21 protein-coding genes and 1 riboswitch are annotated in these 23,466 nt (G+C 67.4%); of the genes, 11 read left to right on the forward strand and 10 right to left on the reverse strand.

Going from position 1 to position 23,466, the window contains the following annotated elements:
• Positions 1-413: 413 nt before the first annotated feature.
• The 7 genes from gcvP to ASD42_RS16615 all read right to left on the reverse strand — a co-directional run bounded on the left by gcvP (position 414) and on the right by ASD42_RS16615 (position 7,514).
• Positions 414-3,224 carry an aminomethyl-transferring glycine dehydrogenase gene (gene gcvP, locus ASD42_RS16585; protein WP_056817652.1) on the reverse strand — a complete coding sequence of 937 codons (2,811 nt, stop codon included), beginning with the start codon at positions 3,222-3,224 and terminating at the stop codon, positions 414-416.
• A gap of 164 nt (positions 3,225-3,388) precedes the next feature.
• A riboswitch (glycine riboswitch) is annotated at positions 3,389-3,488 on the reverse strand.
• Positions 3,489-3,563: 75 nt separating this feature from the next.
• Positions 3,564-4,121: a MerR family transcriptional regulator gene (locus ASD42_RS16590; RefSeq protein WP_131816826.1), complete on the reverse strand. Its 558-nt coding sequence runs from the start codon at positions 4,119-4,121 to the stop codon at positions 3,564-3,566.
• A gap of 158 nt (positions 4,122-4,279) precedes the next feature.
• On the reverse strand, positions 4,280-4,753 hold the full coding sequence (locus tag ASD42_RS16595; RefSeq protein WP_056817654.1) for a bifunctional nuclease family protein: 474 nt from the start codon (positions 4,751-4,753) through the stop codon (positions 4,280-4,282).
• Between the two features lie 159 nt (positions 4,754-4,912).
• Positions 4,913-5,698 carry a transcriptional regulator FtsR gene (ftsR, locus tag ASD42_RS16600; protein WP_131816825.1) on the reverse strand — a complete coding sequence of 262 codons (786 nt, stop codon included), beginning with the start codon at positions 5,696-5,698 and terminating at the stop codon, positions 4,913-4,915.
• Between the two features lie 70 nt (positions 5,699-5,768).
• Positions 5,769-6,254, reverse strand: a complete 486-nt coding sequence (odhI, locus tag ASD42_RS16605; RefSeq protein ID WP_056817657.1) for an oxoglutarate dehydrogenase inhibitor Odhl — start codon at positions 6,252-6,254, stop codon at positions 5,769-5,771.
• A gap of 177 nt (positions 6,255-6,431) precedes the next feature.
• Positions 6,432-6,830, reverse strand: a complete 399-nt coding sequence (gene gcvH / locus ASD42_RS16610) for a glycine cleavage system protein GcvH (protein WP_235569613.1) — start codon at positions 6,828-6,830, stop codon at positions 6,432-6,434.
• 42 nt (positions 6,831-6,872) lie between these two features.
• Entirely contained in the window at positions 6,873-7,514 is a 642-nt protein-coding gene (locus ASD42_RS16615; protein ID WP_056817659.1) for a CDP-alcohol phosphatidyltransferase family protein, read from the reverse strand.
• 115 nt (positions 7,515-7,629) lie between these two features.
• Between ASD42_RS16615 and ASD42_RS16620 the strand changes: the two genes are divergently transcribed.
• From ASD42_RS16620 to ASD42_RS16630, 3 genes are all read left to right on the forward strand, one after another.
• A complete protein-coding gene (locus ASD42_RS16620; protein WP_056817660.1) occupies positions 7,630-9,027 on the forward strand; it encodes a DUF2252 domain-containing protein in 1,398 nt (465 codons plus the stop codon).
• 96 nt (positions 9,028-9,123) lie between these two features.
• Positions 9,124-10,002: a nuclease-related domain-containing protein gene (locus ASD42_RS16625; RefSeq protein WP_235569615.1), complete on the forward strand. Its 879-nt coding sequence runs from the start codon at positions 9,124-9,126 to the stop codon at positions 10,000-10,002.
• 32 nt (positions 10,003-10,034) lie between these two features.
• Complete coding sequence (locus ASD42_RS16630; protein WP_063893661.1) at positions 10,035-10,631, forward strand: phosphatase PAP2 family protein; 597 nt, start codon at positions 10,035-10,037, stop codon at positions 10,629-10,631.
• On the opposite strand, the gene ASD42_RS16635 is transcribed toward ASD42_RS16630, so the two are convergent.
• A complete protein-coding gene (locus ASD42_RS16635; protein ID WP_056817663.1) occupies positions 10,628-12,559 on the reverse strand; it encodes an acyl-CoA dehydrogenase family protein in 1,932 nt (643 codons plus the stop codon). The two genes, ASD42_RS16630 and ASD42_RS16635, sit on opposite strands and share 4 nt — an antisense overlap.
• Before the next feature lie 101 nt (positions 12,560-12,660).
• Here ASD42_RS16635 and ASD42_RS16640 point away from each other — a divergent pair, with 101 nt between their 5' ends.
• The 3 genes from ASD42_RS16640 to ASD42_RS16650 are packed head-to-tail and all read left to right on the forward strand — an operon-like array spanning position 12,661 to position 15,842.
• Positions 12,661-13,281 carry a TetR/AcrR family transcriptional regulator gene (locus ASD42_RS16640; RefSeq protein WP_056817664.1) on the forward strand — a complete coding sequence of 207 codons (621 nt, stop codon included), beginning with the start codon at positions 12,661-12,663 and terminating at the stop codon, positions 13,279-13,281.
• Positions 13,282-13,284: 3 nt separating this feature from the next.
• Positions 13,285-14,214 (forward strand): ABC transporter ATP-binding protein, encoded by a 930-nt coding sequence (locus ASD42_RS16645; RefSeq protein ID WP_056817665.1) that lies wholly within the window; start codon positions 13,285-13,287, stop codon positions 14,212-14,214.
• On the forward strand, positions 14,211-15,842 hold the full coding sequence (locus tag ASD42_RS16650) for an ABC transporter permease (RefSeq protein WP_056817666.1): 1,632 nt from the start codon (positions 14,211-14,213) through the stop codon (positions 15,840-15,842). The genes ASD42_RS16645 and ASD42_RS16650 overlap by 4 nt, the downstream gene beginning before the upstream one ends.
• A gap of 57 nt (positions 15,843-15,899) precedes the next feature.
• On the opposite strand, the gene ASD42_RS16655 is transcribed toward ASD42_RS16650, so the two are convergent.
• Entirely contained in the window at positions 15,900-17,399 is a 1,500-nt protein-coding gene (locus ASD42_RS16655) for a sugar transferase (protein WP_056817667.1), read from the reverse strand.
• 484 nt (positions 17,400-17,883) lie between these two features.
• Between ASD42_RS16655 and ASD42_RS16660 the strand changes: the two genes are divergently transcribed.
• From ASD42_RS16660 to ASD42_RS16675, 4 genes are read left to right on the forward strand one after another with little or no spacing between them, the layout of a single operon-like run.
• Positions 17,884-19,149: a class I SAM-dependent methyltransferase gene (locus ASD42_RS16660; RefSeq protein WP_056817669.1), complete on the forward strand. Its 1,266-nt coding sequence runs from the start codon at positions 17,884-17,886 to the stop codon at positions 19,147-19,149.
• An 8-nt stretch (positions 19,150-19,157) separates the two neighbouring features.
• The gene (locus ASD42_RS16665) at positions 19,158-19,934 is read left to right on the forward strand and encodes a hypothetical protein (RefSeq protein ID WP_056817729.1); all 777 of its coding nucleotides are present in this window, start codon (positions 19,158-19,160) and stop codon (positions 19,932-19,934) included.
• A complete protein-coding gene (locus ASD42_RS16670; RefSeq protein ID WP_056817731.1) occupies positions 19,931-20,581 on the forward strand; it encodes a PIG-L deacetylase family protein in 651 nt (216 codons plus the stop codon). Before ASD42_RS16665 ends, ASD42_RS16670 begins: the two co-directional genes overlap by 4 nt.
• A gap of 2 nt (positions 20,582-20,583) precedes the next feature.
• On the forward strand, positions 20,584-21,618 hold the full coding sequence (locus ASD42_RS16675) for an NAD-dependent epimerase/dehydratase family protein (protein WP_056817670.1): 1,035 nt from the start codon (positions 20,584-20,586) through the stop codon (positions 21,616-21,618).
• Here the strand turns inward: ASD42_RS16675 and rfbC are convergent.
• Complete coding sequence (gene rfbC, locus ASD42_RS16680; protein WP_056817671.1) at positions 21,596-22,159, reverse strand: dTDP-4-dehydrorhamnose 3,5-epimerase; 564 nt, start codon at positions 22,157-22,159, stop codon at positions 21,596-21,598. The genes ASD42_RS16675 and rfbC overlap by 23 nt on opposite strands.
• Before the next feature lie 14 nt (positions 22,160-22,173).
• Between rfbC and ASD42_RS16685 the strand changes: the two genes are divergently transcribed.
• Positions 22,174-23,262, forward strand: a complete 1,089-nt coding sequence (locus tag ASD42_RS16685; protein ID WP_056817673.1) for a class I SAM-dependent methyltransferase — start codon at positions 22,174-22,176, stop codon at positions 23,260-23,262.
• Positions 23,263-23,466 lie beyond the last annotated feature (204 nt).

Raw genomic sequence — 23,466 nt, forward strand, 5'->3', positions numbered from 1 at the left:
TAGGCAATTTCCGCAAATATCTCACTCGAACTGATCAACCGACCGGATATCTGCGGTGTCTGCCGTACCGGCATTAGACACGTCATGTAATCCCCGGGAGCGCTCCAGCGGCCCGATTCGAAGGCGAATATACAGATGTCGCGCGTGCCGTGTGGAGATATATCGATTCAATTCCCACCATTATTCGGGGCTTGACTTATTGACAAGTCTATTTTGCGCCCCGAGACATACTGGACATTCCCGGAAGAGTCGGAAACAAGGCACCCAGTATGTAACACGCCGAGAGTTCGGCCGATGAGAATTCACTTTCGGCAACTCTGCCGCGACTGCAATCTCGCATGGCCCGCAAAAACCCACACCAACGACAACGGGCCCCGCCGACTGGATCGGCGGGGCCCGTTGTCAGGGACAGGTCAGTCTTCGTACGCGTCCAGCGGCGGGCACGAACACACCAGATTGCGGTCACCGAACGCACCGTCGATGCGCCGCACAGACGGCCACACCTTCGGGCGGGCATGGCCGATTCCACGCGGATACACCGCGGTCTCACGGCTGTAGGGATGGTCCCACTCGGCGACCAGGCTGGCCGCGGTATGGGGCGCGCCGCGCAGCGGGTTGTCGGTCACCGGCCACACGCCGGCGCCCACCTGGTCGATCTCGCCACGAATGGCGATCATGGCGGCGATGAACTCGTCGATCTCTTCGAGGTTCTCGCTCTCGGTGGGTTCCACCATCAAGGTGCCCGCGACCGGGAAACTCATCGTCGGCGCGTGGAAACCGTAGTCGGCCAGCCGCTTCGCCACGTCGTCGACGGTGACGCCGGTCTGCTTGGTGATCTCGCGCAGATCGAGGATGCACTCGTGGGCGACCATACCGTTCTCGCCGGTGTAGAGCACCGGGAAGTAGGCGTCGAGGCGGCGGGCGATGTAGTTGGCCGACGCGATCGCGGTCAGGGTCGCCGCACGCAGGCCCTCGGCGCCCATCATCCGGATGTAGGCCCAGGTGATCGGCAGGATCGAGGCGGAGCCGTAGTTGGCCGCCGACACCGCGTGCGAACCGGCTTCGAGCGGGTCACCGGGAAGGTACTGCGCCAAGTGCGCACCCACCGCGACCGGGCCGACGCCGGGACCGCCGCCGCCGTGCGGGATGCAGAAGGTCTTGTGCAGGTTCAGGTGGCTCACGTCGCCGCCGAACCGGCCCGGGCGGGCAAGGCCGACAAGGGCATTGAGGTTCGCGCCGTCGACGTACACCTGGCCGCCCGCGTCGTGCACGAGCGCGCACAACTCGGCGACCTCGTGCTCGTAGACGCCGTGGGTGGACGGGTAGGTGATCATGATGCAGGCCAGCCGGTCGGCGTGGTCGGCGATCTTGGCGCGCAGATCGTCGAGATCGACGTCACCGTTCGCGCGGCACTTCACCACCTCGACGCGCATGCCGACCATAGCCGCCGAGGCCGCGTTGGTGCCGTGCGCGCTCGACGGGATGAGGCAGGTGTCGCGGTGGTCGTCGCCGCGATCGAGGTGGTAGCGGCGAATCGCGAGCAGGCCCGCGTACTCGCCCTGGCTACCGGCGTTGGGCTGCAGGCTCACCGCGTCGTAGCCGGTGATCTCGGCCAGCCACTGCTCGAGGTCGGCGACCAGCTTGCGGATGCCCAGGGAATCCTCGAGCGGCGCGAACGGGTGCAGGCGAGCGAAGCCGGGCCAGGTGATGGGCTCCATCTCCGCGGTCGCGTTGAGCTTCATGGTGCACGAACCGAGCGGAATCATGCTGCGGTCCAAGGCGATGTCCTTGTCCGAGAGCGCGCGCAGGTAGCGCAGCATGGCGGTCTCGGTGTGGTGGCGGGTGAACGCCGGGTGGGTCAGGTAATCCGAGGTGCGCGTCTCGATCGCGGTGAGCTCGGTGCCCGTGCCCGCGTCGGGAGTCAGTGCGGTGCCGAAGGATTCGACGACGGCGGCGACGTGCGCGTCGGTGGTGGCCTCGTCGCAGGCGATGGCGACATGGTCGGCATCGACGAGGCGCAGGTTGATGCCCTTCGACTTCGCCTTGGCGACAACGGCTTCCGCACCGCCGGGCACCTGGGCGAGCACGGTATCGAAGAAGGCGCCGTGCACCAGCGCCCCACCGAGACCGGTCGCGACGGCGGCGGCGTGCTCGTGCACCCGGCGCGCGATGGCGCGCAGACCGTTGGCACCGTGGTAGCTCGCGTACATCGCGGCGACGATGGCCAGCAGCACCTGGGCGGTACAGATGTTGGAGGTGGCCTTCTCCCGGCGGATGTGCTGCTCACGAGTCTGCAGCGCCAGCCGGTAGGCGAGCGCGCCGTCGGCATCGACGGACACCCCGACCAGGCGGCCGGGCAACTGGCGGGCGAAAGCGGTGCGCACGGCCAGGTAACCGGCGTGCGGGCCACCGAAGCCCATCGGCACACCGAAACGCTGGGTGGTGCCGAAGCAGACATCGGCGCCCTGTTCACCGGGCGGGGTGGTCAGCGTCATGGCGAGCAGATCGGCGCCCGCTGCCACCAGTGCGCCGCGCTCGTGGGCGGCGGCGAACAGCGACGTCCAGTCGACGATGCGGCCCGACGCACCCGGCGTCTGCACGATCACGCCGAAGAACTCGCCCTCGGGCAGCTGCCCGGTCGACAGGTCGGCCTCGACGATCTCGATGCCGAGCGGCTCGGCCCTGGTACCGATGATGGTCTTGGTCTGCGGGAACAGATCGGCGTCGACGAGCAGCCGGTTCGACTTCGACTTGCCCGCGCGGCGCAGCAGCGTCATCGCCTCGGCCGCGGCGGTGGCCTCGTCGAGCATGGAGGCGTTCGCGACGTCCATGCCGGTCAGATCCGACACCATGGTCTGGAAGTTGAGAAGCGCCTCGAGCCTGCCCTGGCTGATCTCGGGCTGGTACGGGGTGTAGGCGGTGTACCAGGCGGGGTTCTCGAGCAGATTGCGCACCAGCACCGGCGGGGTGAGGGTGTCGTAGTAGCCGAGACCGATCATCGAGGTGGCGACCGTGTTCGCCGCCGCCAGCGCGGCCAGTTCGTCGAGCACCTCGTGCTCGGAGGCGGGCGCGGGCAGCGCGCCGAGGCCGGATTCGTCGAGGATCGTGGCGGGCAGCGCCGTGGTCGCGAGTGCGTCGACGGACTCGACGCCGATGGTCGCGAGGATCCTGGCGAGTTCGTCGGAATCGGGTCCGATGTGGCGGTCGGCGAACGAACGGGTCACGGGCAGCTCCAGGTCGGGCGGGTCGACCTCGTGGTCGACGGGTACCAGCCCTCCCCCTCTGTCTGTGCGCCTGAGAGATTCGGTAACCCGGCCCCGAAGATCGGTGACCGTGCCCCTTTCCCCGTGGGCGGGCAGCCGGATGCCACCGCTTTCCAGAGGCGTCGAATCACCGTGCGGTCCCTGTTGCCTGAGAGATTGACGGGGAGGTGCTGCTCCTTCGGCGCCCCGATTCTCGCGAACCGAGGACTCTCCCGCACGGCGGCGACGCACCACTGATTCTAGATGCAGCAAACCCCCGGTCGCGCCACCAGGGGCACGCCGGGGGTGTAGTACTGGTCACTAACCTGTCTTGCGGTTCTCCCTCACCTTGCGCCGAAAAGACAGTTCGTCTTCGGGGCGGTCGGTGATGGCGGTGGCTCGTTCTGCCGGGAAGTCCGCGATCGCGCCGGTCAGCTCCCGCATGGCGCCACCGACGGCGATACCGAAGACGCCCTGTCCGCCCTGCAGTAAATCGACTACCTCCTCGGGCGAGGTGCACTCGTACACCGAGGTTCCGTCGGAGAACAGGGTGATCCCGGCGAGATCGCCGACGCCGCGGCTACGCAGGTGATCGACGGCGATCCGGATGTTCTGTAAAGAGATGCCCGCGTCCAGCAGTCGCTTCACGATCTTGAGGACAAGGATGTCCTTGAACGAGTACAGCCGCTGGCTGCCCGAACCCGCCGCACCACGGATCGACGGCACGACCAACCCGGTACGGGCCCAGTAGTCGAGCTGACGGTAGGTGATACCGGCGACCTGGCAGGCGCTCGGCACCCGGTAGCCGACCAGATCATCCGGAACCGAGTCGTCCGGGAACAAGCCAGGCTGTACGACATCCTGCGTTTGTTCTTCCACTGATCGCTCCTTCTGCCGACGTTCTCGGGTCGGAGTCACGACGGATGTTGCCCGACTTTCGAGGTTACTCCTGCCATTGTCGGACCTGCGGTGTTGTCACACCAAGCACCAAACGCCGCGATTCCCTGGACCTCTACTTCAGGTTTAGAAGATCGTGATCAACTGTCGGTCGCCTTGAAGTCGTCGGGCGAGACCGACTCCAGGAACTCCTTGAACTTCTCCACCTCGTCCTCGCGTTCGTCGGGCATCACCAGTCCCGCCTCGGCGAGGACCGGTTCCTCGGCGTAGATCGGGCACCCCACGCGCAAGGCGATCGCCACCGAATCCGAGGGCCGCGCCGAGACCCGCAGGTCGCCGTCGAAGACCAGGTCGGCGTAGAAGGTGCCCTCCTGCAGATCGACGATCCGCACTTCCTTGAGTGTGTGTCCCAGATCGGTGATCAAAATCTTGATCAGATCGTGAGTGAGCGGACGGATCGGAGTGACCCCCTCCTGCTCGAGCACGATCGCGGTGGCCTCGGCCTGCCCGATCCAGATCGGCAGATACCGCTCCCCTGATGCCTCCCGCAGCAGCAGCACGGGCTGGTTCTGTGGCTGCTCGACACGGATGCCGATGACACGCATCTCGCTCATGAGTAAGTCCTGCCTCCCATACTCGGCCGCCGGCCGGCACGACAGCTGCACAGCTCGCCGTATCAACGAGTCTAGGCGAATTCTGGGGCGCGCAAGGAAGACGTTCGAGCCGAAATCGGTGTGTAGCCCGGGCGATACCCGATCGCCCGGCCGGGTGTGTCAGCCGCCGAGGGCTGTGCGCACCGCGGCTTTCACCAGTGCGGCGTGCAAGTTCAGCGACAGTGCCGCGAGTTCGCGGACGGTCTCTTCCGCGCGTGCGCGCGCGTCGGCATCGCGACTCTTGGCGATGGGCGCGGCGATCTGCGCGATCAGAGCGGCCTCGCGGTCGGCGGCCAGCTTGAAGGCGCGCAGGTGGCGGGCCTCCAGACCGAATTCGGCCATGGCTTTGGCCGCGTGTGCCAGGGTCACCGCATCCGATTCGAAGAATCCACCGGCGCCGGGGACGATGAGTCCCGCGCGCAGCAGATCATCGAGGAAACGGTCGTCGATATCGGCTTTGGCGAGCAGATCGGCCCTGGTGAGCCGCACGGCGACGTCGACGCGCAGTTCCTCGGGCGAGATTTCACCGGAGACGATACCGAGGCGGCGCGGTGGCGCCGTGCTCATCGCCTCGTCGGTGCGCGCGGAGCCGGACATACCGTGCCCGGCCTCCGCGGAACCGTGGTGGGAGTGCGCGCGGGCGCGCGCTTCACGCACGCCCAACGTCGCCGCACCACTGTCGATCGCTTCCAACTGCTCCTTGATCACCTTCAACGGCAAGTACTGATCGCGTTGCGCGGTCAGTACGAAGCGCAGCCGTTCGTAGTCGGAAACCGAGAACCGCCGGTATCCCGACGGTGTCCGTTCCGGCCGGATCAGGCCCTCGGATTCGAGGAACCGGATCTTGGAGATGGTGATGTCAGGAAAATCTGGTCGCAGCAGGTCGAGTACGGAGCCGATCGACATTCCTCCGCGCGCCCACTGCGCCGCCCCTGTCACAGCACTGTGCCCTTCGCGGGCACCAGTACCGTTGGGGTCATCGCGACCCCGCGCCCGACGCCGACTCGTTCGCCTGCGCGCGCGGACCGGTCAGGAAGACCAGCCGGAACTTGCCGATCTGGACCTCGTCGCCGTTCTGCAGCTCCGAGGAGTCCACCGGCTCCCGGTTGACGTAGGTGCCGTTGAGGCTGCCCACATCGACGACCTGAAACGAATCGTCGTCCTGACGGAACTCGGCATGCCGACGGCTGACAGTGACGTCATCGAGAAAGATGTCACTGTCAGGATGGCGGCCGGCCGACGTGGTCGGCTGATCCAGCAGGAAACGCGAGCCCGCGTTCGGGCCACGCTTGACCACCAGGAGGGCCGCGCCGGCAGGCAGGCCCTCGACGCCCTGAACCGGCTGTTCGCCGGTCGGCTCTGCGGAGCGCGACGCGTCGACCTCGTTGAGGAAGTCCGCGCGGAAGACCGATGTCGTCTCGGCCGCGGTTTCCCCGTAACCCGGGTCCCTGTTCTCGCTCACCGTTTCTCTCCTCCTCGAACCTGATTATCCATGCAAGCAGGTGCTGTATTCGGCGACACGACCGGCGCGATCACATCGCCAGGAAAAGATCCCGGCGTCGATTCCCCGACGTATCCGCTTGGCTTTGACCGTACCCTGCCGGGGCGTGCCCGTGCAGGGAGAACTGTGAAGGCTGCGTCAGCCCCCGATAACTCCTTGGTAACCCGCTGCATCCAGCAGTTCACCGAGGGCGGAATCCAGGGTTGCCTCGTCGTCGAACGCGAGCTCGAACAACCAGCCCGCGTCGTAGGGATCGGTGTTGAGCGTCTCCGGTGATTGCACCAGATCCTCGTTCACCGCAACGACTTTGCCGCTGAGCGGAGCGTAGATGTCGGACACGCTCTTGGTCGACTCGACCTCGGCGATGCTGTCACCGACGGTCACATCTTTGTCGACGTCGGGCAGTTGGACGAAGACGACGTCACCCAGCTGTGACTGGGCGTAATCGGTGATGCCGACACGGACCGCCGTGGGGCTGGTCCGCCGCACCCATTCGTGCTCTTCGGTGTAGCGCAGTTCCTCAGGGGTCCGGGTCACAGGACGTCCTTTCATCGTCGATGTTGCACGCAACAGTATCGACTAGCTGCCACGGTGCGGCACAGGCGGTATCGATCGCGCGACCGCGACCGCGAGCCCCGCGTAGAGCACCCCGGTCCAGACATAGAGTGCCGTACCCCAGATCAGTAGTGCCCACCCGAAGGCCCACCCGAAACTCGCCCCCGCCCAGTCCATCTCCCCGGTCAGCATCCACGGCAGTGCCGACATCAGCGCGAAAGTGGCCGCTTTCCCCAGGTAGATCACCTCCGGCGCGGGCAGTTCGCGCCGTTTGTACACCGAAAGGGTCGCGGTGAGCACCAGATCACGTGCGATCAAGATCACCGCGAGCCACCACGGGAGCAGCCCTCGCGCGACGAACGCGACCAGAGTCGTCACCAGATACAGCCGGTCCACGAGCGGGTCGAGCAACGCGCCCAGACGCGAGGACTGATCGAGCAGCCGGGCGAGTTTGCCGTCGAGGAAATCGGTGAAGCCGCTGGCGATCAACAACGCGAACGCCCAGCCGTCGGCGTGGCGAACCAGCATCAGCCACAGGAAGACGGGGATGCCGATCAGCCGCAAGACGCTCAACGCATTCGGCACGGTCAGGATGCGGTCGCTGAACACGCCACCGGATTCGGTGTCGTGCGTGCCCGGCGTTCCTGATTCGGTTGCCACGCCCATGCTTACCGCAGCGACCCCCGCTCGCGCCATCCGGCCACGCCGAAACGCCGTCAACTCCGCTGCGTATCGAGCGTGGCGCTGCTCACCGTGCCGCAACCGGCTAGCCTGGGCAATCGTGTCCGACAGTGGTATTGATCTGCGCTCCTACGTCTCCGCCGAGGACGCCCGCGAGCGTGGTCGAGCTGCCAGGAAACGGGTCCCTGTCACCGAGCGTGACCGCGCCGCGGAGAGCCCAGAGCGGCCGACGGTGCGCGAGTTCATCGATATCAGCAATCGTGGGCGGATCGAGCGCCTGATTCCGCTGCGGATCGGCCGGATGATCGCCTCACCGTTCACCTTCTTCCGCGGCGCCGCCGGACTGATGGCCGCCGACCTCGCCGCCGGACCGGACAGCGGGCTGGCCGCTCAGATCTGTGGTGACGCCCACGCCGCGAACTTCGGCCTCTACGGGACCCAACGTGGCGAGATCGTGATGGATATCAACGACTTCGACGAGACGGTCATGGGCCCGTGGGAGTGGGATCTGGAACGCCTGGCGGCGAGCCTCGTGCTGGCCGGGCGAGAAAGCGGTGTCGACGAGGACGAGTGCCTGCGCGCGGCGCGCGATGCAGCCCGCTCCTACCGCCATACCGTCGCCGAATTGGCCGACATGCCGTTCATGCAGTCGTGGACGGTGTTGGCCGACGAGTCGATCCTGACCAGCGCCAAGGCCGAGGACCTGCTCGACGACTTCAAGAAGGCCGCCAAGAAGGCTCGCAAGAACACCAGCGCCAAAGTGGTGGCGAAGTGGACCGAGCACCTCGACGATCACGAGACCGACATCCGCAAGCACCGTTTCGTCAGCGATCCGCCGGTGCTGACCGCGGTCGATGCCCAGGTGTCGGAGGCGGTGATCGATGGCCTGGAGAGCTACGCGAGCACCATCCGGGAGTCCCGGCGCAATCTGCTGGCCCGATTCGCGGTCTCCGATGTCGCCTTCCGCATCGTCGGGACCGGCAGCGTCGGCCTGCACAGCTATGTGGCGCTGTTGCACGGCAACGATGGTGAGGCAGTGGTGCTGCAGGTCAAGCAGGCGCGTGCGTCCGCACTCGCCCCGTTCCTGCCCCCGACCGCACCCCGCCACGAGGGCGAGCGGATCGTGGTCGGCGCGCGGTCCGTGCAGTCGGAGACCGATATCCTGCTCGGCTGGACGACCATCGAACTCGACGAATCGCTGCCGTTCATCGTGCGCCAGTTCCGCAATCTCAAGGGCAGTATCGACCCGGCGGCCCTGTCCGCCGACGATCTCGACGACTACGGAAGACTCGCCGGTGCGTTGCTGGCCCGCGCGCATGCTCGCTCGCTGGACCCGCGCGCGCTGGCAGGCTACTTGGAAACCGACGACGACGAGGACGACCGGTTCGAGGAATCGGTAGCCGCCTTCGCGGTGCGCTATGCCGACCGCACCGAGGCCGATCACGCCGAACTCGTCGCCGCGGTGGACGCGGGCACGATCGCCGCCGAACAGGATTGACCCAGCTACGATGTACGCCAACGGTTCTCGGCGCAGTACAGGTGTGCCGAGCACCGCGCCAACGACCAACGAAGGGCGGTCTCCATGCTCGTGCGCGTGCAGAATGCGGCAGGCAGCGATGCCGAGGCGGCGCTGATCGACTGGTTGCGCACGTGGAAGGACCCGTCGAGCCCGCACGGTGTCGCCACGATCAACTGCAGCCTGTTCCATCAGGATCGGCTGCACCAGTTCGACGCGGTGGTCTGGACTCCGACCAGTTGCGTGGTGATCGAGGCGGAGACGTTCACCGCCCCGCAGGACGGCGTGCTGGAGATCCCGCTCAACGGTCCGTGGATGGTCTCCGGTGAGCTCGCCCAGTTCGCGGGTGCGGAGAAGTCCACGCCGCTGGAGCGTTCGCGTGATCACACCTTCGCGCTGCAGGACTATCTCGCCGCGCGCGGGCTCGGCCAGCGCGCGGTGCACGGTCTCGGCCTGATCGTGCCGATGCCCGGCGCCCAGATCGACGTGCACCAGGGCTGGAGCGACCCGAGTTTCGATGTGATCGTCACCGACGACCCGCACCGACTCGAGATGTACTTCGAGTTGCTGGCCGAGAAGGAACACAACCTCTGGACCGCCAACGACGTCGCCATCGCGTTCCGCGGCCTGGGCATCCTGCCGTTCCTGCCCGCGCCGCAGGATCTGCTCAACGAAGGCTTCCTCGGTCCGATCGACGTGACGCTGTGGCACGGCGGGCCCACCCAGGCGGCCGCGGAGGCCTACGCCGAGGAACAGGCCGAGCTCGAACACCAAGCGCAGTCCCGGGGCATGGTGGCGCCGTGGTACAGCCCGTGGAAGCTGTATCCGCGGGTCGGCGGCGATCTCGATTTCGGCCGGGCGTTCCTGCGGATCACCCTCGCCCTCGGCATGATCGTGGCCATTGTGTGGGTGCTGTGGTTCGTGGTCACGGCAGTGCTCACCTACGGTCCCGCCTGAGCGGGGCGGGGCGGGGGCTGTCGTCGCGTGACGTGATCGACCGTGTTCGCAGCACCACCGTTGTCCGGGCCACCGCGATCGGCGCCGGTGCCACACTGACCGTCGCGATTCCGTTGACGTTCCCCGCGAACGGTGGGGCGGGCGAGCTGGATGCCGTGGTGTCCGAGGACACCGTCTCCCCAGGTCTCGCACAGGCGCTCGTCACCCCGAGCAACGCACCGGTCGTCGTAGCGCTGCTGCTGGCCGCGTGCGCCTGGTTCGCGCTGCGTCGGCAGTGGTGGCAGGCGGTGACCATGCTGGCGGTTCCCGAGATCGCGTTGGCGGCCAACACCTGGTTGCTGAAACCGCTGTGGGATCGTCGACTCGACGACCATCTCGCCTACCCCAGCGGGCACACCGTCCATATGGTCGCTGTCGCAACCACTTTCGCGTGCCTGGTGACCGACCGCCGAATCCGTGTCCTGGTCGCGGCGCTGACCGTGCTCGCGCTGATCGCGATCACCCCCGCCATGGCCGAGTTGGGCTACCACCACCCCACCGATGTTTTCGGTGGGGCGGCGGCAGCGGCTGCGATGGCGATCGGGCTGTGCTGGCTCTCCGAGGCCTTACGGGACCGAAGCAGCGCCTAACGGCGATCGAAAACGCTGGCGTCGTGCAGCATGTCGGCGCGCAGCATCGTCTCCGGCACGCCCATCGCCTCCACCAGGGTCAGCGCGTCGGGACGCAGGCGATCGACGAGTTCGTTCACCCCGCGCCGCACCGCCTTCGCCCGCTCCACCGACATGAATCGGTGCATGATGTACCAGGCCAGGTTCTCCTCCAGCGAGGCGTACACATAGAGGTCGCACACTGTTTCGGCGAGGGCTTTCGCGTCCGGGTCCTCGATCTCGGCGATGCCGTCGACGAACTCCTCCAGCACGAGGCGATCGATGTGCGCGGCGCCGGCGGCCAGGATGTGGTCCTGGGCATTATTGAACGCCTCGAACGGTCCGGTGTCGGTGGCACGGGCGCGCAGCCGGTGCGCGGCGGTCCGCAGCAGGTAGTCCTCGCGGTCGGCGAACAGCTGCAGCTGGACATCGCGCTTGGACAGGTCGCCCTCGTCGACGGTCTCGTCGTTGCGGTCGCGCAGGGTCTGGATCAGCTGACGCACACCGGAGCGTTTACGCACCACGTCACCGGCCATGGTGGCGGCGAAGCGCACCCAGCCGAGCGCGTCGAGGTCGCGGACCTCGTCGGAGTAGGCCGTGAGCAGTTCCTTCGCCACGAGCTGGGTCAAGACGACATTGTCGCCTTCGAAGGTGGTGAACACATCGGTGTCGGCCTTCAGCGTCACCAGGCGGTTCTCGGTGAGATATCCCGCACCGCCGCAGGCTTCGCGACATTCCTGAATGGCCCGGGTGGCGTGGCGGGTCTGCGCGACCTTCAGACCGGCGGCGCGCTTCTCCAGCGCCCGCTGTGAGCTCGGTTCGGTGTTCTCCCCGCGCTGGATCTCATCCATCCGCCGAACGAGGTCGTTCTGGGCGAAGGCCAGCGCGAACGACTTCGCGACCAGGGGCAGCAGCCTGCGTTGATGGCTGCGGTAGTCCATCAGCAGGGTCTCGTCGCCGGTGTCGGGATCGGCGAACTGGCGGCGCGCCAGCGCGTACCGAACGGCGATACTCAGTGCCACCCGCGTGCCAGCGGCGGCCGCGCCGCCGACGCTGACCCGGCCACGTACCAGCGTGCCGAGGGTCGTGAAGAAGCGCCGGCTCGGGTTCTCGATCTCGGAATCGTAGGTGCCGTCCGGGGAGACGTCGGCGTAGCGGTTGAGCAGGTTCTCGCGCGGGATCCGCACCTGGTCGAAGACGATCCGGCCGTTGTCGACACCGGGCAGACCACCCTTGAGGCCGTCGTCGTAGGTGGTCACGCCGGGCAGGTCCGCGCCGAGTTCGTCGCGGATCGGCACCAGCAGACAGTGCACGCCCTTGCTCTCGCCGCCGACGATCAGCTGGGCGAACACCGCGGCCATCCGCGCGTGGACCGCGGCGCCGCCGATGTAGTCCTTGCGCGCCGACGGCGTCGGGGTGTTGACGACGAACTCCTGGGTGGCCGGATCGTAGGTGGCCGTGGTCTCCACGTTGGCGACGTCGCTGCCGTGCCCGGACTCGGTCATCGCGAAACAGCCGAGCAGATCGAGCGAGATCAGACGCTTGATGAAGTCACGATGCCGTTCGGTGCCCAGGTTCTCCACCGCGCCGCCGAACAGTCCCCACTGCACGCCGGACTTCACCCACAGCGACAGGTCGGTGTAGGCCAGCATCTCCAGCCCGGTGACCGCGCCGCCGGGATCGCCGGTGCCGCCGTTCTCGGGCCGGAAGCCGCGCTCGGGGTAGCCCATGGTCGCGATGACGCGCATCTGGTCGAGCACGCGCGCCCTGGCCGCGTGGATGTCGAGCTCGGGGTTGTCGGTGAATTCCTCGCCGGCGAGCTGCGTGCGTGCCTGTTCCCTGACCGCGCGCCACGGTCCGTCCAGCGCTGCGCGGAGATGTTCTGCCGTCGTCGATGTGCCGGTAGCCATGACTTCGACATTAGCTCGCGCGCGAGGTGTCACCCAGACCCGAAACTCGGTTCGGGCGAAAGTCTTGCCAACGGATTGAACACGCGTTTAACATATTGAACATGCGTTCAGCCGATCTCACCACCGCCGCCAGGATTCGCGATGCCGCGATCGAATTGTTCGGTGAGCAGGGGTTCGGCGTCGGCGTTCGGGCCATCGCCGCCGCAGCCGGGGTCTCGCCCGGGCTGGTGAACCATCACTTCGGGTCCAAGGACGGACTGCGCGCGGTCTGCGACGATCGTGTGCTCGAGATCATCCGCGACGAGAAGCTGCGCGCCATCCAGGCGCCCGGTCCCGCGGGGATCTTGGACGCGATGGCCGAGATCGAGATGTACGCACCCTTGGTGGCCTACATCCTGCGCAGCTTCCAGGCAGGCGGCCCGCTGTCGGAGTCATTGCTCGAGCACATGATCACCGACGCGGAGCAGTACATGCAGACCGCCGTCGACGAGGGCAAGGCCAAGCCGAGTCGCGACCACGCGGCCCGCGCTCGCTACATCGTGCTCTGCCATGTCGGCGCGATGAACCTCTATCTCCAGATGCGCATGCAGCGCGAAGGAAAACTCGATTACCGCAAGGCGATTCGTGAGCTGTCCGACGAGATCACCTTTCCGGCGCTCGAGCTCTACACCCAAGGATTGCTCACCGATTCCACCATGCTCGACACCCTTTTCGAGGAGTAGACGATGCCCTCCCCCACCGACGACCGGGTCATCGATGTCGCGGACCTGCGAAAGACGTTCGGCCGCTTCACCGCGCTCGACGGACTCGACCTCCACGTCGACACCGGCGAAATCCACGGTTTTCTCGGCCCCAACGGCTCAGGCAAGTCCACCACCATCCGAATCCTGCTCGGCGTTCTGCGCGCGACCGGTGGCCGAGCCGCGGTCTTCGGCCGTGACCCGTGGACCGATGCGGTCGCCCTGCATCGCCGAATCGCTTACGTCCCAGGCGATGTCACCCTGTGGCCGTCATTGTCTGGCGGCGAGACGATCGATCTACTCGCCCGCATGCGCGGTGGCCTCGACCGGACACGCCGGGGCGAGCTGATCGAACGCTTCGAGCTGGACCCGACCAAGAAGGCGCGTGCCTACTCCAAGGGCAACCGACAGAAAGTCGCACTGGTGTCGGCCTTTTCGGCGAATGCGGACCTGTTGATCCTCGACGAACCGACCTCGGGTCTCGACCCGCTCATGGAACAGGTCTTCCAGGACTGTGTGCGCGAGGCCGCGGCCCGTGGTGCGACGGTACTGCTGTCGAGCCACATCCTGTCCGAGGTCGAGCACCTGTGTGACCGGGTCACGATCATCCGGACCGGCCGAACCGTCGAATCCGGTTCGCTCAACGAACTTCGTCACCTGAGCCGCACCGCCATCACCGCGGACCTGATCGGCGATCCCGGCGATCTGAGCGCGATGCCCGGCGTCGGCGATGTCGAACAAGACGGTTCGACGCTGCGCTGCCAGGTCGACGCCGACCACCTCGGCGCCCTGATCCGGGTACTCGGTGACGCGGGCGTGCGCAGTCTGACCAGTGCGCCGCCGACGCTCGAGGATCTGTTCCTGCGCCACTACCACGTCGACAACACCGAGACCGCGGAGAAGGTGCGGGCATGACCACCACCGCCGCGGTCCCCCGTTTCACCGCAACCTCGCGCACCGCAGGCGAATTCGCCGGCACCGGTCAGATGCTGCGCCTGTATCTGCGCCGCGACCGGGTGGTCGCCCCGCTGTGGTCGCTGCTGATCGGGTTGATGCCCGCACTACAGATCGTCTCGATCAAGGACATCTACACCACGGGTGAACAGCTCGACAACTTCGCGGCGACCACGGCGGCGAGTCCGGCCCTGGTCGCCATGTACGGACCGGTTTTCAGCTCGGCACTGGGTTCCATCGGCACCTGGAAGGCCGGAGCGATGTACGCGATGATCGCGATCGCCGCGGTCCTCACGGTCATCCGCCACACCAGGGTCGAGGAGGAGACCGGGCGCGCGGAACTGGTCGGCGCCACCAGCATCGGCCGGTTCGCCGGCCTCACCGGAGCGCTCCTGCTCACCTACGGTGCGTCGGTCGTCGCCGGAATCGCTTGCGCCGCTTCACTGATGGCTACCGATCTGCCGGTCGCGGGCTCGGTGGCCTTCGGCGCCGCGCTCGCCGCGTCCGGTGTGGTCTGGGGCGCGGTGGCCGCTGTCGCCGCGCAGGTCAGCACCGGCGCCCGGCTCGCCCGTGGCATCGCGCTCGGCGCCTTGGGCGCGGCGTTCGCGGTGCGTGCGGTCGGCGACGCGGGAAACGGTGTGCTGTCGTGGTTCTCGCCGCTGGGTTGGTGCCTGCAGATCCGCCCGTTCGCCGACGAACGCTGGTGGGTACTGGTGCCGTTGGCCGCTCTCGGCGCCGGTGCCACTCTGCTCGCCTACCGACTGCTGCGGACCCGCGATATCGGCGCGGGCCTACTGGCCGAGCGCCCCGGACCGGCCGTCGGTGGCACCGCGCTGTCGGGTCCGGTGGGTCTGGCCTGGCGATTGCAGCGCGGTTCGCTGATCGCCTGGACGACCGGTTTCGCCCTGTACGGCCTGCTCATCGGTGGTGCGGTGAACAGTATCGGCGGCATGCTCGACGACAGCGGCACCCTGCAGGATGTGGTCACCTCGCTGGGTGGGTCGACGGATCTGGAGAAGTCGTTCATCGCCTACGCCGTCACCATGCTGGCCGCCGCGGCCGCCGCCTACTCGGTGTCAGCTGTGCTGCGGTTGCACGAGGAGGAGAACTCGGGCCGCGCCGAGACGGTCCTGGCCGCCGCGGTGGGGCGCGTGCGTTACGCGTCCAGCCACCTGCTGTTCGCGATCGGCGGTCCCGCCGTGGCCCTGCTGGCGGCGGGCCTGGCCATCGGAATCGTCTGGGGCGCCACCGATGGCGACCTACCCGGCAAAGTCGGCGAATCCGTGGGCGCGGTCGCGGTACAGCTTCCCGCGGTCTGGGTGATCACCGCCGTCGCGATGCTGTTGTTCGGCGCCCTCCCCAAGTACGCGGCACTCGCCTGGGGCGTACTGAGCGCGATGATCGTGATCTTCCTGCTGGGCTCACTCGGCAGCTTCCCGCAGTGGATTCTCGATCTGGTCCCCTTCATCCACCCGCCCAAGCTGCCGGGCGCGGCGTTCGACCTCGTGCCGATCGCTTACCTGATCGCCCTCGCGGGAGCGGGAATCCTGGTGGGGCTCATGGCCTTCCGCCGCCGGGACCTACGCTGACGGTGGGGTGAGGCCGATACCGAAGCGGGGTGGTGAGTCGACTCACCACCCCGCTTTTCAGTACGCGCCGTCACCGCGGGTGACCACCCCGATGGTGCGCGCGATCAACGCCAGATCCAGCACCATCGACCAGTTCTCGACATAGGACAGATCCAGCCGCACCGAATCCTCGGGCGACAGATCCGACCGACCGCTGACCTGCCACAACCCGGTGACGCCCGGTTTCACCAGCAGCCGCCTTCGCATCTCCCCGTCGTAGCTGTCGACCTCACGTTGCACCTGCGGCCGCGGCCCGACGACGCTCATGTCACCGCGCAGCACATTGAAGAACTGCGGCAATTCGTCGAGGCTGTACTTGCGCAGGAACCGGCCCACCGAGGTCACCCGCGGATCGTCTTTGACCTTGAAGAACAACGGATTTCCACCGTGGCGGTCGATGAGCGCCTCCACCGCGCTGTCGGCGTCGACGAGCATGCTGCGGAACTTGATCATCCGGAACGGAATACCGTCGCGCCCGATCCGCTCCGACAGGTAGAACACCGGTCCCGCACTCGTCATCTTCACGGCGATCGCGATAGCGGCCAGGGTCGGTGCGATGAACACCAACACGATCGCGGCGAAACACAGGTCGAACAGTGCTTTACGACTCGATTTCGCTCGTCCGTAGCGCGGCGGGTCGATGTGCAGCATCGGCATGCCCGCGACGATCCGGTTGGTCAGCCGCACCCCCGCGATGTCGACGACACCGGGCGCCACGATCAGATCGACGCCGAGCGGATCCAAGGCCCAGGCCATCCGCCGCAATTCGGCGGGTCCGAGATGATCGGTCGCGGCCACCGCCACCGAATCGGCGCCACTGCGGCGCACTGCCTCGAGCACCGAGCGATCGTCCCCGAGCACCAACGGGCTGCCGGTCGTATCGAACTGTGCGCCGAGGGCTCCCGCGGGCACGCACACGCCGACCACGCGGTAGCCGGAACCGGGATCGCCGGTGAACGCGGACGCCATCGCGTGCGCGGCCTCCGGCGAACCGACCACCAACACGGCGGTGTGGCACCGGCCCTGTGCGCGCCACCGACGCAACCGCCACCGCCATGCCAAGCGCCCTACCACCAGCGCGAGCAGCCCGGCGGGCAACGCGATCGCGAGATAGCCGCGCGCGACCTCCACCCGGAACAGCAGCGCCAGGATGGCCAGCACACCGAACAGGCGCATCGTCGCCGACACCAGCCTGCGGAATTCCTCACTGCCGGTACCGACCACCTGCGGCGTACGACTGCCGTACCCGTGCAGCAGCGCCAGCCACCCGACGGCCAAGGCCAGCGACACCACGGAGTAACCGACCTCGTAGGACAGGGGCCAGGCCAGTGGCGGCGCGGCGGGCCCACCGAAGCGGATCACCTGCGCGGCCCCGACCGCGCCGAATACCGCCAACACATCGGTCACGGCCAACCGCTGGACCAACGCGGTCTGCCAACTCTCACGCTGCGTACGGCGCAGCACCTGGACACCGTTGACAACATCGACGTCGCCACTACCAGTGAGCTCGTAGCTCATGAACCCACACCTCCCCTTCGGGAGACGAATCGTTTCCCGATCCCCGTCGACCGGAAAGCGGCCGTTGAGGCCGTCCTACTTCCCGTCGATTCGATACCCGCCAGCTGATTGTTACAGAGCCCCACCAGGCATTCTTGTCGAAGTCTCAGGGCCACAACAGGTTCCAAAAGTTAGCCATGCCACAGCGCAATCGGACAGCTATCACCGAATTGCTATCGCCTTTCGATATGAATGCAGGAAAACCACTTTCACAAGTGATCGGCATCACAGAGGAGTGAGGAATGGTCGCCCTCGCCAGCAATTTGCCAGTGCCGGAGCGACCTGGTCGAACTCTGAAAATTACCACGAATCTATTTCTGTCCCGGATGTTTCGGGGCGCCCCGGCGGGCTCGCTGTAACGTCTGTGCCCGTCTATCCGACTTCCGGCATGACCGGCATGAGCCGTGACAGCTTGGGTGAACGTGCAAGAAGGTGTGGGCTCCACGTGCAATGTCGACTCTGTGATTCCGAACGGCTCACGAGCGTGCTCGACCTGGGCGCCACCCCGCCGTGCGAGAGCTTTCTTGCCGTCGAGGAGCTCGACCTGCCGGAGGCGACATATCCGCTGCACCTGCGGCTGTGCGAGGAGTGCCTGTTGTTGCAGATCCCGGCGCTGATCACCCCCGAGGACACCTTCACCGAGTACGCGTACTTCTCCTCGTTCTCCGACAGTTGGGTCCGCCACGCCGAGCAGTTCGTCACCACCACCGCCGAGCGACTCGGCCTCGGCCCCGATTCGTTCGTCGTCGAGGTGGCCAGCAACGACGGCTACCTGTTGCGCCACGCGGTCGCCCGCGGCATCCGCTGCCTGGGCATCGAGCCGTCGGTCAATGTCGGTCTCGCCGCCCGCGAGGCAGGCGTGCCGACGGAAACGGCTTTCCTGGAACAGGATTCGGCCGCGCGGGTCCGTGCCGAGCACGGTCCGGCCGATCTGGTGGTCGCCAACAATGTCTACGCCCATGTGCCCGACCTGCGCGGGTTCACCCATGCGCTGCGCACCCTGCTCAGCGACGACGGCTGGTGCAGCATCGAAGTGCACCACGCGCTGAACCTGGTCCAGCTCGGCCAGTTCGACACCATCTATCACGAACATTTCCAGTACTACACCGTCCACTCCGCGCAGCGCGCGCTGGCGATCGCCGGCCTGACCGTCGTCGATGTGGAACTGCTCGACACCCACGGCGGCTCGATCCGGCTGTGGGCACGCCCCGACGCCGTCGCCGAGCCGACCGCCCGGGTCGGCGAGGTCCTCGACCTCGAGCGGGCAGCGGGCCTGCACGAACCCGCCGGATACGCCGCGCTCGGCGCCCGTGCGGAATCGGTCCGCCACGAGCTGCTGCGTTTCCTGCTCGACTGCCGCGCGGCGGGCAAGCGGGTCGTCGGCTACGGCGCACCAGGCAAGGGCAACACCCTGCTCAACTACTGCGGCATCCGGCCCGACCTGCTCGAGTACACCGTGGACCGCAATCCCTACAAGCACGGCCGCTACACCCCCGGCACCCGCATCCCGATCCATCCGCCCGAGCGCATCGACGCCGACGAACCCGATGTGGTGCTCGTGCTGCCGTGGAATCTGGAAACCGAGATCACCGCCCAACTCAGCCACGTCGGCCAGTGGGGTGGCGAACTGATCTATCCGCTGCCGGTGCTGCATCGCGGCACCATGATCAGCGAACCGGTCACGGCCGGCGCACACTCCGAAGGAAAGTGAACGAACCGATGAAGGTCGTCCTGTTCTGCGGCGGATACGGCATGCGCATGCGCGGCGGATCCGACGACGTCGTCCCCAAGCCGATGCAGCTGGTCGGCCCGCGCCCGCTGCTGTGGCACGTGATGCGCTACTACGCGCACTACGGCCACAAGGAATTCGTGCTGTGTCTGGGCTACGGCGCCGAACACATCAAGAACTTCTTCCTCACCTACCAGGAGTCGGCGTCCAACGACTTCGTGATCCGCAACGGTGAAGTGGAGCTGCTGGGCAGCGATATCAGCGACTGGTCGATCACCTTCGTCGACACCGGCGTCGAATCCGCGATCGGGGAACGACTGCGCCGCGTGCGCGAGCACCTCGACGGTGACGAGTACTTCCTGGCCAACTACGCCGACGTCCTCACCGACGCCCCGCTGGACACCATGATCGAACGCTTCCACGCCTCGGGCGCGGCCGCGTCGATGATGGTGGTGCCACCGCAGTCCTCGTTCCACTGCGTGGACATCTCCCCCACGGGCGAGGTGAAGGACATCGTGCCGGTGGCGCAGATGCCCCTGTGGGAGAACGGCGGCTACTTCGTACTCAGCCAGGAGATCTTCGATCTCCTGCCGCCGGGCGGCGATCTGGTGGCCGACGCGTGTGGCGCACTCGCCGGGCAGGGCAGGCTCTTCGGGTATCAGCACATGGGCTTCTGGAAGCCTGCCGACACCTTCAAGGAACGCGCCGAACTCGACGACGCCTACCGCAACGGCACCCGGCCGTGGATGGTGTGGGACCGACCGTGATCGGGTTGTTCACCCGCCCACCACGCCGGATCGCGGTGCTCGGCGCGCACTGCGACGATATCGCGATCGGGATGGGGGCGACACTGCTCGCGCTCACCGGCGCCGATCCCGAGGTCGAGGTGCGGGCCCTGGTGCTCTCCGGCGGCGGCACCGGCCGCGAGGTCGAGGAGCGCGCGGCGCTGACCGCGTTCTGCTCGGGCACCGAGCCGCAGCTGCACGTCCTCGATGTGCCCGACGGCCGCGCACCGGCACACTGGGACCGGATCAAGAACGCGCTCGCGGACTTTCGTCGTGGTGGCGAACCCGAGGTGGTGTTCGCGCCGCATCGTGGCGACGCCCATCAGGACCATCGCCTGCTCGCCGAACTGGTGCCGACCGAGTTCCGCGATCACCTGACCCTGGGCTACGAAATCCTCAAATGGGAGACCGACACCCCGACTCCCACGCTCTACCACCCGTTGAGTCAGGAACTGGCACAACAGAAGTCACGACTGCTGCACGAGCACTATCCGTCGCAGACGGGCCGCGACTGGTTCGACGAACAGGCCTTCCTCGGGCTGGCCCGGATGCGTGGCGTGCAGTGCCACGCACCGTATGCCGAGGCGTTCGTGCTCGACAAAGCGATCATCAGATGGGAACAGACGTGAACATGCGGGTACTGGTCACCGGGCACCAGGGCTATCTCGGCACCGTGATGGTGCCGGTGCTGCGGGCGGCGGGCCACGAGGTCACCGGCCTGGACATCGGCTACTTCGCCGACTGCGTGCTCGGCGAATTCGCCGGTGACCCCGAGGGTTCGGCGGTGGACCTGCGCGAGGTGACCGTCGAACAGCTGCGCGGTTTCGACGCGGTGATCCATCTTGCCGCGTTGTCGAACGATCCCCTCGGCGCCCTCGCGCCGGAGATCACCTACGACATCAACCATCACGCGTCGGTGCGTCTGGCCCGCCTCGCCAAAGAGGCCGGGGTCTCGCGGTTCCTCTACGCCTCGACCTGCTCGGTCTACGGCGCCGCCGGTGCCGAACTCGTCACCGAGGACGCCCCGCTGCGGCCCATCACCCCGTACGCCGAGAGCAAGGTCCGCGTCGAAGACGATGTGGCCGCCCTCGCCGACGACGATTTCGTCCCGGTGTTCCTGCGCAACGCCACGGCTTTCGGGTTCTCGCCGCGACTGCGGGCCGATATCGTGCTCAACAATCTGGTCGGCTACGCGGTGCTCACCGGCGAGGTGAAGGTGCTCTCCGACGGCACCCCGTGGCGCCCTCTGGTCCACGCCGCGGACATCGCCGCCGCGTTCGCCACCTGCCTCACCGCCCCCGCCGCCGATGTCTCGTGCCGGGCGTTCAATATCGGCACCGAGGTCAACAATCTGACCGTCGCCGAGATCGCCGCCTCGGTGGTCGACGCGGTACCGGGCTCGCGTCTGCTGATCACCGGCGAGAGCGGCGCGGACCCACGGTCCTACCGGGTCGATTTCTCCTACGCGCGTGAGGTTCTCGGCTTCGACGCACAGTGGACGGTGCCCGCGGGTGCGGCCGAGCTGTTCACCGAGTACACCGCGCGCGGGCTCACCTCGGACGCGTTCTTCCGGCGATTCACCCGGCTGCCGCATCTGCAGGGCCTGTGCGACTCCGGGGTGCTCGATGCACAGCTGCGCCGGATCAGTGCGTCGGCGTCAGCGTAGCCAGCAGCGCAGGCCAGCTCCCGGCCCGCGCGTCGCGCGCGGAGACCGGGCCGACGGGCAGCGGCCAGTCGATGGCCAGCTCGGGGTCGTCGTAGGCGACCCCGAGGTCCTCGGCGGGATCGTGCGGTCGGTCGATGCGATAGCAGACGTCGGCGATCTCGGTGAGTGCCTGGAATCCGTGCAGGAATCCCGGCGGCACGTACAGGTGGTGGAACTGCTCGTCGTCGAGCCGAAACGCTTGACGCGCACCGAAAGTCGGCGAACCGGGACGAATGTCGACGAGCACGTCGTGGACGGCGCCGTGCGCGCACCGCACCAGCTTGGCCTCACCGCGCCCGCCGCGACCGTGCATGCCACGGATCACCCCGCGCACCGACCGCGACTGCGAATCCTGCACGAAGGTCGCCGCCGCGCCCGGCACCCCGAGATGGGCGTCGAACTCGCCCGCGTCGAACGTGCGGGTGAACAGTCCACGCTCGTCCCGGAACGGTTCGGGAACGAGTACCACCACGTCGGCCAATTCGGTCCGCTCGATACGCACCAGGACATCCTGCCATGACCCGCCGATGCCGCGGCTGCGCGAAGACCGCGCTCACTCCCGTACTCGACCTGGGGTCGGTCCCTGCTGCGGACCACTTTCCGCCACGTGACGCTCCGATCGCCGACACCGAATCCGGCCATCCGCTACGAATGGACCAGTGCGCGGCCTGCGGACTGGCCCAACTCGCCGACGACGACACCGTCACGGCCGAACCCCGCGGCGTCGAACCGCAGGCACTGCGCGACCAGGCCGCGGACGCAGTGCGCCTGGTGCATACCGCCGGACTGTTGCGCGGTTCGACGGTCGCCGAATTCGGCAGCCCGCACGGCGGCACCTGGCTGCCCCTGCTCGCCGCCCACGGCTTCACCGAGAAGACCAGCGGACCGGCCGATGTGGTGCTCGACTGCTTCGGCATCATGCACGAACCCGATCAGCGGGCCGCCTTCGCGGCACGTGCCGCGGCGACGGCTCCCGACGGCGTGCTGCTGGTGCAGTACCACTCGCTGGCCGCCATCGTCGCGCAAGGGCAGTGGAATGCGTTGCGGCACGGGCACTTCGCGTACTACTCACTGGCCACCCTGCGCACGCTGCTGCGGGCTGCGGGAATGAGCGTGGTCACCGCGTGGGCGTTCGACCTCTACGGCGGCACCGTGCTGCTCGCGGTGCGCCACGGCGAGCACACTCCGGACAGCACCGTCGACGAACTGCTCGCGACCGAAGCCGATGCGCTGGGTTCCACTGCCGAGCTGCAACGCACGGTCGACCGCCACGTCCGCGCTTTGCGGGCGTGGTTGGACGACACTGCCGCACACCATCATCGGGTTTTCGCCTACGGTGCCGCGTCCCGGGCGGTGGCCCTGCTGAGTATGGCGGGCGCGCACCGTGGCCTGCTCGCCGGTGTCGCCGATGCCTCGCCCGGTAAACAGGGCCGTCGGATGCCCGGCACCGATGTGCCCATCATCTCCCCCGCCGACCTGGTAGCCGCCGAACCCGACCTCGTGCTGCTGACGCTGCCGGACCTGTTCACCGAGGTGAGCGCCGCACTGCCCGCACTCGACGGCCGATGGATGATCGACGACCCCGCGGGCCCACGCCGGCGATAGTCGCCCACGGTGGCTGTGTCCCAGGTGACCCTTTGCCGACCGACACATGATCGGATGGCGTGGGATACTCGGATCGCCCAGCGCCGCACCATGATCGAGTTCAGGTCACCGCTGGACCGTCGCAGTGTCGCGGTGGGCCGGTGCCCGGATCGCAGGGGGGCCGCGGCGTCGAACGCACGTTCGGCGGGCGAGTATCCAGGGGAA

It is taken from the genome of Nocardia sp. Root136 (assembly GCF_001427185.1).
In the GTDB taxonomy this organism is placed as follows: domain Bacteria; phylum Actinomycetota; class Actinomycetes; order Mycobacteriales; family Mycobacteriaceae; genus Nocardia; species Nocardia salmonicida.

Coding starts and splice junctions, on each gene's coding strand:
- ASD42_RS16665 (WP_056817729.1), top strand. CDS start 19,158: ATGAAGGTCGTCCTGTTCTGCGGCGGATACGGCATGCGCATGCGCGGC.
- ASD42_RS16685 (WP_056817673.1), top strand. CDS start 22,174: ATGACCCGCCGATGCCGCGGCTGCGCGAAGACCGCGCTCACTCCCGTA.
- ASD42_RS16655 (WP_056817667.1), bottom strand. CDS start 17,399: ATGAGCTACGAGCTCACTGGTAGTGGCGACGTCGATGTTGTCAACGGT.
- ASD42_RS16650 (WP_056817666.1), top strand. CDS start 14,211: ATGACCACCACCGCCGCGGTCCCCCGTTTCACCGCAACCTCGCGCACC.
- ASD42_RS16675 (WP_056817670.1), top strand. CDS start 20,584: ATGCGGGTACTGGTCACCGGGCACCAGGGCTATCTCGGCACCGTGATG.
- ftsR (WP_131816825.1), bottom strand. CDS start 5,698: ATGTCGATCGGCTCCGTACTCGACCTGCTGCGACCAGATTTTCCTGAC.
- ASD42_RS16635 (WP_056817663.1), bottom strand. CDS start 12,559: ATGGCTACCGGCACATCGACGACGGCAGAACATCTCCGCGCAGCGCTG.
- ASD42_RS16640 (WP_056817664.1), top strand. CDS start 12,661: ATGCGTTCAGCCGATCTCACCACCGCCGCCAGGATTCGCGATGCCGCG.
- ASD42_RS16615 (WP_056817659.1), bottom strand. CDS start 7,514: ATGGGCGTGGCAACCGAATCAGGAACGCCGGGCACGCACGACACCGAA.
- ASD42_RS16595 (WP_056817654.1), bottom strand. CDS start 4,753: ATGAGCGAGATGCGTGTCATCGGCATCCGTGTCGAGCAGCCACAGAAC.
- ASD42_RS16645 (WP_056817665.1), top strand. CDS start 13,285: ATGCCCTCCCCCACCGACGACCGGGTCATCGATGTCGCGGACCTGCGA.